Annotated in this window: 10 protein-coding genes; 5 read left to right on the top strand and 5 right to left on the bottom strand. The window is 64.9% G+C overall.

The genetic code is table 11. The features are described from left to right. The first annotated feature begins 300 nt into the window (after window positions 1-300). Window positions 301-1,629 (top strand): amidase, encoded by a 1,329-nt coding sequence (locus HV681_RS15765; protein WP_175123943.1) that lies wholly within the window; start codon window positions 301-303, stop codon window positions 1,627-1,629. Window positions 1,630-1,717: 88 nt separating this feature from the next. Here the strand turns inward: HV681_RS15765 and leuA are convergent, their stop codons facing one another. Together leuA and HV681_RS15755 are read right to left on the bottom strand one after the other, a co-directional pair. Then, complete coding sequence (leuA, locus tag HV681_RS15760) at window positions 1,718-3,427, bottom strand: 2-isopropylmalate synthase (RefSeq protein WP_175123942.1); 1,710 nt, start codon at window positions 3,425-3,427, stop codon at window positions 1,718-1,720. A gap of 444 nt (window positions 3,428-3,871) precedes the next feature. Continuing rightward, window positions 3,872-4,510 carry a hypothetical protein gene (locus HV681_RS15755; protein ID WP_175123941.1) on the bottom strand — a complete coding sequence of 213 codons (639 nt, stop codon included), beginning with the start codon at window positions 4,508-4,510 and terminating at the stop codon, window positions 3,872-3,874. Window positions 4,511-4,526: 16 nt separating this feature from the next. On the opposite strand from HV681_RS15755, the gene rpoN reads away from it, so the two are divergent. Then, window positions 4,527-5,960, top strand: a complete 1,434-nt coding sequence (rpoN, locus tag HV681_RS15750; RefSeq protein WP_496349918.1) for an RNA polymerase factor sigma-54 — start codon at window positions 4,527-4,529, stop codon at window positions 5,958-5,960. A 121-nt stretch (window positions 5,961-6,081) separates the two neighbouring features. Continuing rightward, window positions 6,082-6,360, top strand: coding sequence for a (2Fe-2S)-binding protein (locus tag HV681_RS15745; protein ID WP_056327752.1), 279 nt, complete (start codon window positions 6,082-6,084; stop codon window positions 6,358-6,360). A 29-nt stretch (window positions 6,361-6,389) separates the two neighbouring features. Here the strand turns inward: HV681_RS15745 and HV681_RS15740 are convergent, their stop codons facing one another. Continuing rightward, window positions 6,390-7,253 (bottom strand): LysR substrate-binding domain-containing protein, encoded by an 864-nt coding sequence (locus tag HV681_RS15740; protein WP_175123986.1) that lies wholly within the window; start codon window positions 7,251-7,253, stop codon window positions 6,390-6,392. A 134-nt stretch (window positions 7,254-7,387) separates the two neighbouring features. Between HV681_RS15740 and HV681_RS15735 the strand changes: the two genes are divergently transcribed. Both HV681_RS15735 and bfr read left to right on the top strand, forming a co-directional pair. Beyond that, window positions 7,388-8,299 carry a DMT family transporter gene (locus HV681_RS15735; protein ID WP_175123939.1) on the top strand — a complete coding sequence of 304 codons (912 nt, stop codon included), beginning with the start codon at window positions 7,388-7,390 and terminating at the stop codon, window positions 8,297-8,299. Between the two features lie 376 nt (window positions 8,300-8,675). Continuing rightward, window positions 8,676-9,152 (top strand): bacterioferritin, encoded by a 477-nt coding sequence (gene bfr, locus HV681_RS15730; protein ID WP_056327755.1) that lies wholly within the window; start codon window positions 8,676-8,678, stop codon window positions 9,150-9,152. A gap of 101 nt (window positions 9,153-9,253) precedes the next feature. Here bfr and HV681_RS15725 read toward each other — a convergent pair whose 3' ends face one another. Together HV681_RS15725 and HV681_RS15720 are read right to left on the bottom strand one after the other, a co-directional pair. Then, a complete protein-coding gene (locus HV681_RS15725; protein WP_056565702.1) occupies window positions 9,254-9,928 on the bottom strand; it encodes a hypothetical protein in 675 nt (224 codons plus the stop codon). Window positions 9,929-9,965: 37 nt separating this feature from the next. Continuing rightward, window positions 9,966-11,573, bottom strand: a complete 1,608-nt coding sequence (locus HV681_RS15720) for a peptide chain release factor 3 (RefSeq protein WP_056565700.1) — start codon at window positions 11,571-11,573, stop codon at window positions 9,966-9,968. Window positions 11,574-11,640: the final 67 nt, after the last annotated feature.

Raw genomic sequence — 11,640 nt, 5'->3', positions numbered from 1 at the left:
TTGCTGAAAACGATTTCACTTTACTTGAGGAATATGAACTTTGTATTGCACGGGTTTGCGCTATGCTGGTGCGAACGCAACAACACAAAGCCATGGCGCAGCGCGTTTTTCGGCGGAAATCCCGTTCTTTCGGTGTTTTTCCCAATTGACGCAACACGCACAACGGCGGGGTCGGTGTGCCGGGCATGACGCTTGCTTTCACAGGCAGGCAGCCACGCCGGGCATACCCTCGGTCAAGGGGACCGGGTGCGCAGTATGTTTTTCCGCGCTCGTCGCGGCACCGGCAAAGAGGAAAGAATCATGTCTACTGCCTTGAACAGACTGGGCGCGGTCGAAGCCGCGCGCAAGCTGCAACGGCGTGAATTGACCGCAGTGCAATTGGTGCGCGCCTGCTTCGCGCGCATCGAACAGCGCGAGAACACCGTCCATGCCTGGACGGCCCTGCAGAAGCAGGTTGCGCTCGACCACGCCGAAACCCTCGACCGCGGCGCATTGCGCGGTCCGCTGCACGGCCTGCCCATCGGCGTGAAAGACCTGTTCGATACCGCCGACCTGCCCACCCGATACGGCTCTCCCATCTACGACCGCCATCATCCCGGACTGGACGCCGCCTCGGTGGCGCTGTGCCGTGGCGCGGGCGCCATCGTCATCGGCAAGACCGTCACCACTGAATTCGCTACGTATCAGGCCGGCCCCACGCGCAATCCGCGCAACGAGGCCTACACGCCCGGCGGCTCGTCCAGCGGCTCGGCCGCTGCGGTGGCCGACGACATGGTGCCTTTTGCGCTGGGTTCGCAGACCGCGGGTTCCATCATCCGGCCCGCGTCCTATTGCGGCGTGGTCGGCTTCAAGCCCACGTTCGGCGGGATCTCCCGCGCCGGCGTGAAAAGCCTGGCCGAATCGCTGGATACGGTGGGCGGATTCGCGCGCTCGGTGGAAGACGTGGCGTTGTTCTCGTCGGTCCTGATGCGCGATCCGCGCATGCTTGATCTGTCTTATCACGACACCCCGCGCGTGGGCATGTACCGCAGCCTGCAATGGCGTCACGCGCAGCCCGAAACCAAAGAGGCCTTCGCGCAGGCCGCGGCGATCCTTTCGCGCGCAGGCGCCAAGGTCGAAGAAGTGCCGCTGCCGCCGGAGCATTGCGTGCTGGTGCAGCTGCATTCGGACATCATGGCGTTCGAGGCCTCGCAGGCGCTGGCGTACGAACGCGTGGAACATGCCGCGCAGCTCAGTCCCAAGCTGCAGGCCATCCTGGAATCCGGCGCGCAGATCAGCGCGGAGCAGCACATCAAGAACCTGGAACGCGCCGCCGAATCGCGCGCGCGGGTCGACACGTGGTTCGACCAATACGACGTGCTGATTGCCCCCAGCGCCAGCGGCGAGGCGCCGTTTGCCGACCTGGGCACGGGCGATCCGCAGTTCTCGCGCGCGTGGACGCTGTTCGGCCTGCCTTGCCTGAACCTGCCCTTTGCGACGGGGCCGCAGGGCCTGCCGGTGGGCTTGCAGCTCGTTGGCGCGCGATATGAGGACCACCGCCTGCTCGCCATCGGCGCATGGATTCATGCGCGGCTGCTGGCCGCCAATGCGCCGGATATCGGCGCGTCCGACATGTGGCCGCGCGGCTGATTGCAATCACCCCCAATGAAAAAGCCCGCCGGATAAGGCGGGCTTCATTTTGTGCCCCGTTGTCGGGGGCTTCAGGCCTGGTCGTGGATCACACGGCTTCGGCGGCTTCCTGTTCGGCGGTGACGGCGCCGGAATTGATGTGGCGGTTCACGGCGCTCAGCACGGCCTGGAACGAGGCCGTCACGATGTCGCGGTCGATGCCCACGCCAAAGCCCGTGGCGGATTCGCCGACGCGCAGTTCGACATAGGACGCGGCGCGCGTGCCGGTGCCGGTGCCGATGGCGTGCTCGTGGTAGTCCATGATGCGCACGGGCACATCCAGCGCGGCCACGAAGGCGGAGATCGCGCCGTCGCCCTTGCCGCTCACGATGCGGCGTTCGCCGTTGAATTCAAGTTCGGCTTCGATGCTGAAGTGCTGGCCTTCACCGGCCGACGGATCGCCGTCGATGCGATGGCGGATCAGCTTCCACGGCGCCTTCTGCTCGAGGTATTCGCGATTGAAGATCGTGTGCACGTCGTCGGCGGTGACTTCGCGGCCCGTCTCGTCGGTGACGCGCTGGATGGCGCGGCTGAATTCGATCTGCAAGCGGCGCGGCAACACCAGGCCGTGCTCCTGCTCAAGCAGGTACGACACGCCGCCCTTGCCCGATTGGCTATTCACGCGGATGACGGCGTCGTAGCTGCGGCCGAGGTCGGCGGGGTCGATGGGCAAGTACGGCACTTCCCAGACGGCGTCCGCCTTCTGCAACGCAAAACCCTTCTTGATCGCATCCTGGTGCGAGCCCGAGAACGCGGTAAATACAAGGTCGCCCGCGTACGGATGGCGCGGATGGACCGGCAACTGGTTGCAGTACTCGGCGCAGCGGCGCACTTCGTCGATGTCCGAGAAGTCCAGGCCGGGGTGCACGCCTTGCGTGTAGAGGTTGAGCGCCAGCGTGACGAGGTCGACGTTGCCGGTGCGCTCGCCGCTGCCGAAGAGGCAGCCTTCGATGCGATCGGCGCCGGCCATCACCGCAAACTCGGCGGCGGCCACGGCGGTGCCGCGATCATTGTGCGGATGGACGCTGAGCACGATGCTGTCGCGGCGGGCCAGATTCTTGTGCATCCACTCGATCTGGTCGGCGTACAGATTGGGCGTGGTCGCCTCGATGGTGGCGGGCAGGTTCAGCACCATCTTGTTGTCGGGCGTGGGCTGCCACACCTCGGCAACGGCGTCCGAGACTTCCAGCGCGAATTCGGGTTCGGTCGTGCTGAAGACTTCGGGCGAGTATTCGTAGCCCCACTTGGTTTCGGGACGCTGCGACGTGTACTGCTTGATGAGGCGCGTGCCGGTGGTGGCGATGTTCTTGATCTCGTCCTTGGACATGTTGAACACGACCTTGCGGAAGGCCGGTGCGCAAGCGTTGTACATGTGGACGATGGCTTGCTTGGCGCCCGCGGCGGCTTCCACGGTGCGGCTGATCAGGTCTTCGCGCGACTGGGTCAGCACGATGATCGTCACGTCATCGGGAATGCGCTTCTCGTCGATGAGCTTGCGCACAAAGTCGAAGTCGGTCTGCGACGCGGACGGGAAGCCGACTTCGATTTCCTTGAAGCCGATCTTCACGAGCTGTTCGAAGAAGCGGACCTTGCGTTCCACGCTCATCGGCTCGATCAGCGCCTGGTTGCCGTCGCGCAGGTCCGTGCTCATCCAGATCGGCGCCTTCGTGATGCGGCGGCTGGGCCAGGTGCGTTCGGAGAAATCGCGGGTAAAGGGCGCGAAGGGGACGTATTTGGTGGCGGGGTTGGCAAGCATCATCACTACACCTCGATCGGTTTCTTTTGAATCCCGGCGCCTTTTGCGCTCGTCGGCATCGCAACCGGATGACGGTCTTGTGCCAGGGGTTGCCGGGATGGCCGGCAGGATTCAGAGATAAAAAGGGGAAATCGCGTGTGGCAAACGTGGCTGCCGAGCTACCACGGGGACACTAGGCCCGGCAACCGATCGGTAGCAATAGCGATAGCGCGATGAAGGAGGATTGAACGCGCAGGCCGGCGACCGGAGCGGCGGAGCGTCCGGTGGCAATCGCGAGGGGGGGGCGGTAAGCGGCCATGGGGTGCTAGTCAAACACACTTTTTCGGGAAGCGCAAACGGAAAGAGCAAGGGACGGATCAGACCGTGGCCTTTTCCGAAGGCTGACGAATGGGCCTTTGGAAACAGCAAGGCCGCCTTGCGGCGGCCTTTTGGCAGTCTGGATGCGGCCTAGCGGGCCGGGCCGATGCGGGGTTCGACATAGCGCGGTTCGCGCGGCGCGTCGCGGCGGACGTCGTCACGCCGGCCGTCGTCGCGCGGATCGCGGCCGGGGCGGTTGGCGCCCGCTTCCAGGATCCGGGCCTGCTCGGCCACCATGTCGATCTTGCCAATGCGGTTGTGGCGCAATTCCGACAGCGAGCGGCGCAGGTCGCCGACGGTGAAGGGTTCCTGCCGGTCGCCCCAGGTCCAGCGCAGCACGCCTAGCGATTCTTCAGACAGATTGGGCGCCAGTTCGGCCAGCGTATCCGTGCCGACCGGCGTCGCGGCGCCCGAGGCCAGACTGGCGTAGAACCAGGCGCGCACCGAAAAGAAGACGATCAGGGTCCAGATGCCGGCAACCACCCACCAGAGGTAGGGATTGATCCGCTGCGCCATGTCCTGGGTGGGCTGGCCTAGCGTGTGCAGGAAGTCGTAGTTCATGCGCTTGCCGAAATCGAGTATCCAGGAGGCAACCAGATACCAGACAACGATCGCGACAGCGATGACGATCGCGCGCAAAACGAGTCGGGGAAGCGCCAGTTTGAGCAGGGTCTGGCCGATCAGTCGGCAGTCCTGGCGAACGCTTGCGGGCGAAGTCAGATTCATCATGCAAAATATTGTACCTATGACCCGTCCAATTTTAGAACTGCGGCCTGGCCAGCACCTGACGCTGACCCCACAACTTCAGCAATCGATCCGGTTGTTGCAGCTGTCGACGCTCGACCTTGAAGCGGAAATCTCACAAGTGCTGGCCGAAAATCCCCTGCTGGACCGGGAGGACGAGCCGTCGTCGGCCGAGGCGGAGTCGCGGGCAGAGTCCGAACGCGAGTCCTCGGTGCAGGACGACGAGCCGGCGGCCGAGCGCGAGACACCCATCGACGAGATGCCGGGTTCGGGCGGCGTGTACCCCGATGACGACGCCAGCCTGCCCGAGGCGGCGCGTCCGGACACCTTGCGCGAGCATCTGCTGGGCCAGCTTGCCTTGACCCGGGCGGCGCCGCGCGATGCCGCGCTGGCGTCCCTGCTGATCGACGAACTGGACGAAAACGGATACCTCGGATCGCCGCTGGACGAGATTCTTAGTTGGCTCCCGGCAGAGATGGAGCCGGACATGGACGAGCTGCGCGCGGCGCTGTCGCTGCTGCAGTCGTTCGATCCCGTGGGTATCGGCGCGCGCGACATGGCCGAGTGCCTGCACCTGCAGTTGCGCAATCCTGACCTCAGTCGGCTGCCCGAGGCGGCCGATCCCGCCGTGCTGGCCTGTGCGCGGCGGATCTGCGCCGAACACCTGCCGCTGCTGGCAACCGGCAACGCTGCGCGCGTATGCGCGGCGCTGGGTTGCGACGAACCCACGTTCCGCGCGGCGCATGCGTTGATCCTGCGCCTGGAGCCCCGCCCCGGACGGGCGTGGACCGTGCCGGCGGCTGAATACGCGGTGCCGGACGTCATTGTGCGCAAGACGCGGCGCGGCTGGCAGGCCACGCTCAACAGCGCCGCGGTGCCGCGCTTGCAGATCAACGGCCTGTATGCGCAGATGCTGGGCAACCAGAAGGAATCGGCGCACGCCGGGCTGCAGGCGCAATTGCAGCAGGCCAAATGGATGATCCGGAACGTGGAGCAGCGTTTCGACACCATCCTGCGCGTGTCGCAGGCCATCGTCGAACGCCAGACGGCATTCTTCAGCCAGGGCCCGGCGGCCATGCGCCCGCTGATCCTGAAAGACATCGCCGGCGAACTCGGTCTTCACGAATCGACCATTTCGCGCGCCACGACGCAGAAGTACATGCTCACTCCGTTCGGCACTCTGGAGCTCAAGCGCTTCTTCGGCACGGGCGTTTCGACCGAAGGCGGCGACGCCACGTCGGCGACGGCGGTGCAGACCTACATCCGCCAGATGGTGGCCGACGAGAATCGCGCCAAGCCGTTGTCGGACAGCCAGATCATGCAAAAACTGGCCGATCAGGGGATAGTGATCGCCCGCCGGACGGTGGCAAAGTACCGCGAAGCGCTGCGGATTGCCCCGGCCGCGCTGCGCAAGGCGCAAGCCGCCGCGCGTTGAAATAAGGGACAAGCTTCGGCAAAATTGTCCCTATTTTCAATGGCTTGCGTGACACTTCGGTTGCAAAATTATTTGCTTGAAGGGCTTGCCAGGGCCTAAATAATTTTCGATAATCATTCGCATGTACATTTGCGTATGTAATGCCATCACCGAACGCCAAGTCCGCGCCAGCGTGGACGCGGGCGCGACGACGCTTTCCGACCTGCAGTTCGAGCTGGGCGTGGCCACGTGCTGCGGCTGCTGCGCGGCAACCGCCGCCGAATACCTGCCGGGCGGCCGCTGCTCCAGCGTGTGCGACGTGCGCTCCATCGCAGTTCCGGTCAATGCTCCCGCCCTCGTCGAATCGGACACGCCGGCTGCCAACAGCAGCTTCCCGATTCCGCTGGTCGCCATCGCCTGAGCATTGGTGTCAATTCCGGCTCGCTGCCTTCATGCGGCGAGCCGCGTCATTTCCTTCTCGCAAAATTCCCTGATATCCATCGCCAGTTGACGTGCCGCTTCGCGCACGTTGCCGGCCACGCATAGCGCCAATTCGGACGGCGGGACGGCGGGCAGGCCCACGTCCAGGATCCGGTGCCCGTCCGCGATGCAGCGGCGTTCCAGCAGCGCGATACCCAACCCGCCCGCCAGCGCGGCCTGCACGCCGGACAGGTTCGGGCTTTCGTAGGCGATGCGCCAGCGGCGTCCGGCGGCCTCCAGCGCATGGATGGCGCGGTTGCGGTAGATGCAGCCCTGCGGAAACGCCACTAGCGGCACGGGCGCCTCCGGCGTCAGCGGCGCCTGCTCTGACGCGCTGCCGATCCAGTGCAGCCGCTCGGGCCACGCGGCCAGCGCCGTGCCCGCGCCCGGCTCGCGCTTGAGCAGCGCCACGTCCAGATCCCCCCGCTCCAGGCTGCGCGTCAGGACCGCCGTCAGGTCACAACGTACCGACAGCTGCACCGCGGGCCTCGTTCTGGCGAAGGCGGCGACGACGGCAGTCAGCGCGTCCACCGCAAAGTCGTCCGGAATGCCCAGGCGGATCACGTCCACGCGCTTGCGGCCGCTGACGGCCTCACGGACTTCGGTAGACAACGCCAGCATCCGGCGCGCGTAGCCCAGAAGGCGTTCGCCTTCCTCGGTCAGCTGGACCTGCCGGCCCTCGCGCAGGAAGAGCGGGCATTCCAGCGTCTCTTCCAGCTTGCGGATCTGTTGGCTGACGGTGGACTGGCTGCGGTGCACGCGTTCGCCTGCGGCGGTGAAGCCGCCAGCGTCCACGACCGAGACAAAGCTGTGCAGGAGATCGAGATCGAGCATGACGGCGCCTTCAAGCATTCGAATTTCAAATACTTTCGATCCGAATAAAGAGTTTGTCAATGGATGGCCCGGCGCGCAGAATGCCTCCCATCCCGCCGCGCATGCGGTTGCAGATCTACGAAGCCGGATCAACCATGAAGGCCCTTTCGACCCCTGCCCCTGCCTTGCCCGCATCCGACAGCCCGGGCATCAGCCTCCTGCCGATCGCCGCGTTCTGCTTTCTATGGAGTTCGGCGTTTGCCGCAGCCAAGATCGCCGTGCGCGACTGTCCGCCGCTGACCCTGCTGACGATCCGGTTCCTGATCGCGGGCGCGTTGATGCTGGGCCTGGCGGCGGCCAGCGGTCGCTGGAAGCTGCCTTCGGGCCGCGACCTGGCCGCGCTGGTCCTGCTGGGGGCGCTCAACAACGCGCTGTACCTGGGCTTGAGCTGGTCGGGCATGACCACCGTGTCGTCGGCGTTCACCGCTGTGCTCATCAGCACCAACCCGCTGCTCATCGGCGTGCTGGCGGGTCCGTTGCTGGGCGAGCGGCTGAGCTGGCGCAAACTGCTGGGGCTGTGCCTGGGGTTGGCGGGCGTGGCGTTGGTGTTGCGATCGCGGCTGACCGGCATGCAGGAAGACCTGCACGGCACGCTGCTTGTGACCGGGGGCCTGATTGCGTTGGTGGCCGGCACCCTGCTCTACAAGATGCTCAAACCCACCTCCGGTCTGTGGACGTCGACGGGCATCCAGTCGCTGGCAGGCGCCGCGGCATTGCTGCCGTTCGCCCTGGCCACGGAAAACCTCGGCGATGCGCGTCTGACGTCCAGCCTGATCTGGAGCATGGCCTACATGATCGTCGCGGTGTCGATGGGCGGTTATTACCTGTGGTTCATGATCCTGGGCCGGGCCAGCGCCACCTCGGCCAGCGCACTGCATTTTCTGATGCCGCCGCTGGGCCTGTTGTTCGGTTGGGTGGTGCTACGTGAGCCCGTCTCGTGGCTGGACCTGCTGGGCATCGTGCCCATCGCATTCGGCATCTGGCTTGCGACGCGGCGCACCGCGTGAATTGAGGACGGTCAACGCGGCCTGATCCGGTTGCTGATATGCAACGAGCCGGGGTGACGCGTTGGCAGCGCAGAATGACGCGGCGCAGGGGCCGCCGCGCAACATATATGGGGACAATCGCGAAGCCATTCCAGCGCGTCCCGAGTCTGCAGCCCGCGCCGTTGCGTCGCCACGCATGCAAGGCCTCAGACACACATACTCATTCTCATTAGCTTGTCGCTTTCTTGTTGCGCTCCTAAAGCCGTTTACCAAATGCAGAGCAAGGCTAGGCGCGGCCCGGCGGCCAATGGTAGTCTGCATGGGTTGCGTACGCGCGGCATCGTGCGCTCCTTTGTCGCGATGCGCTCGCGTCGCGCCTGACTGCAAGGAGTCCATCATGAAAGGCGACAAAACCGTCATCCAGTTTCTCAACAAGCAACTGACCAACGAACTGACGGCCATCAACCAATATTTCCTGCATGCCCGCATGCTGAACCATTGGGGCTTCGACAAGCTGGGCAAGCACGAGTACGAAGAATCCATCGGCGAAATGAAGCACGCCGATCGTCTGATCGCCCGCATCTTCATGCTGGACGGCCTGCCCAACCTGCAGGACCTGCACAAGCTGCTGATCGGCGAAGACGTGCCGGAACTGCTGGCCTGTGATCTGAAGCTGGAAACGGCCGCTCAGGCGACCGTCAAGGAAGCCATTGCGTATTGCGAATCGGTGCGGGACTACGTGTCGCGCGATCTGTTCCAGGACATCTTGGACGACACCGAAGAGCACATCGACTATCTGGAAACCCAGATCGACCTGATCGACAAGGTCGGCATCCAGAACTACCTGCAAAGCCAGATGTCCGTGCCTGAATAAGGCTGCTGGCTGCAAAAGAAATGGCGCCCCGCGGGGCGCCATTTTTCTTGTCTTGCCCCTGCACGTGCAGGTGGCGAGGTGACGTCTTTATTGCAGACGTCTTACTGCGGACGGGCCGGGCATTCGGCCATCGTGCCCCAGGCGCGGTTCGGCGCGCAGTACTTGTTGCGGGCGTTCCAGGAACACGAGGGGCGTTCGAAGAAGCCTTGCGTGGCGCATTGGGCCAGTTCGCGCCGCAGCGCGTCCTGCCAGCCTTGCGCGCCGGCTGCCGGCGCCGTGTTGGGCGGCGGCGGGGGCGCCTGCACCATCTGCGGCGTGCCGTAGCTGCCGCCAGCGGCTACGCCACCGTTGATGGCGGTGGAGGTGCCGGGCACCAGCAGGTCCATCGTGCTGACGTCGGAATTGCCCGACGGCAGGGGCACCTGAGACGAGGCGGCGATTTCGCGCGCCTGTTCGGGGCTGATGCGTTCACGCGAGATCTGGACGGCGGGATCGCTGACAGTGTCGAACAGCGACACCGTGTTGACCTGCCATTCGCGATCGGACGGTTTGTCAGGCACGCCCAACGTGCCGTCGATGCGTGGCTGCGGCGGCTGTGCCACATACGGACGGCCATTGGCGTCCAGCACGGGCTGCTGGGACGCGGCTGCGTCCTGCCCAGGAGCGGGCGCGGCCGCCGGCGCATGCGCCACCAGCCAGTCACCCAGTTGAATTCCGCCCCAAGCCGACGCGCCGAGCGCGATAAGGAGCGTTGCGAATAAAAAACGCCAAGACATTGCTACCCTCAATCTGCCGTGCGGAACCCGAACGGGTCTACGCCTTGTCTCCGAAAACCTTGCCGCCGTGCTCCCGCATGGCGTGGAATTTCACATCGGGATACAGTTCCTCGGCGACGCGCAACTGCGCGGGAGAACCGATCAAAAACGCCGCAGCATCGACGACATCATAGGCGATATGGGCGGCATTGGCATCCATGAACTTGCGCAGCGCCTTGGGGTTTTCAGACGTAATCCAACGTGCCATTGTGTAGCGCGAAGGCAGCATGCGGGCATCCACGCCGTACTCCGTCTTCAGGCGGTGCGCGACCACTTCGAACTGCAGCTGCCCGACCGCGCCCAGCAGCAGCGAGCCGCCGGCGACTTCGGGACGGAACACCTGAATGGCCCCTTCCTCGCCCAATTGGGTGAGGCCCGTGCGCAATTGCTTCGTGCGCAGCGGGTCTTTCACTTCGACCGCCTGGAACAGTTCCGGCGCGAAGAACGGCAGGCCCGTGAACTGCAGCGTCTCGCCTTCGGTCAGCACGTCGCCCAGTTGCAGCACGCCGTGGTTCGGAATGCCGATGACGTCGCCCGCATAGGCTTCGTCCAGCAGTTCGCGGCGTTGCGACAGGAAGGACACCACGTTGTTGGGGCGCATTTCCTTGTTGGTGCGCGCGACCTTCAGGCGCATGCCACGCTCGAAGCGGCCGGAGCTCACGCGTACGAAGGCGACGCGGTCGCGGTGGGCGGGGTCCATGTTGGCCTGCACCTTGAACACGACGCCGGTGAACTTGGGCTCTTCGGGCTTCACTTCGCGTTGCAGCGCCATGCGTGCGCCCGGGGGCGGCGCCTGATCGACCAGGGCGTCCAGCACTTCCTGCACGCCGAAGTTGTTGATGGCCGAACCAAAGAACACGGGCGTCTGCTTGCCGGCCAGGAACTGGTCGCGGTCGAAGGCGGGCGCCGCCTCGTTGATGAGCTCGATCTCGCCGCTGGCCTGGTCGAACGCCCCGCCGAAGCGCTTGGCGATCTCGGGGTTGGTCAGGCCTTCGATGAAGTCGTCGTTGTCGGAACGGCGCTCCTGGCCGGGACGGAACACGCGCATGCGGTCGCGGCGGATGTCGAACACGCCGCCGAACGACTTGCCCATGCCCACCGGCCACGAGAACGGCACGGCGTCCATGCCCAGGTGGCCTTCGATTTCGGACAGCAGTTCCAGCGGCTCGCGCACTTCGCGGTCCATCTTGTTGATGAACGTGATGATCGGCGTGTTGCGTGCGCGGCAGACCTGCAGCAGGCGGATGGTCTGCGGCTCGACGCCGTTGGCCGCGTCGATCACCATCAGCGCGGCGTCCACCGCCGTCAGCACGCGATACGTGTCTTCGGAGAAGTCCTGGTGGCCCGGGGTGTCGAGCAGGTTGATGACGCAGTCGCGGTACTCCATCTGCATCACCGAGGACGCCACGGAAATGCCGCGCTGCTTTTCGATTTCCATCCAGTCGGACGAGGCGTGGCGCGACGCCTTGCGCGCCTTGACGCTGCCGGCGATCTGAATGGCGCCTGCGAACAGCAGCAGTTTTTCCGTCAGCGTGGTCTTGCCCGCGTCAGGGTGGGAAATGATGGCGAACGTACGGCGCCGTGCGACTTCGTTGGAAATGCTCATGATCGGAGGATTCTACTTAACGCCGCTTTTCAGGCCGGTGCGGTCCGGTGTCATGCACGAAAACATG

This window comes from Achromobacter animicus (genome assembly GCF_902859585.1).
GTDB lineage: Bacteria > Pseudomonadota > Gammaproteobacteria > Burkholderiales > Burkholderiaceae_B > Achromobacter > Achromobacter animicus.
The sequence above is the reverse complement of the archived record's forward strand: the minus strand, read 5'-3'. Positions and strand labels throughout refer to the sequence as shown.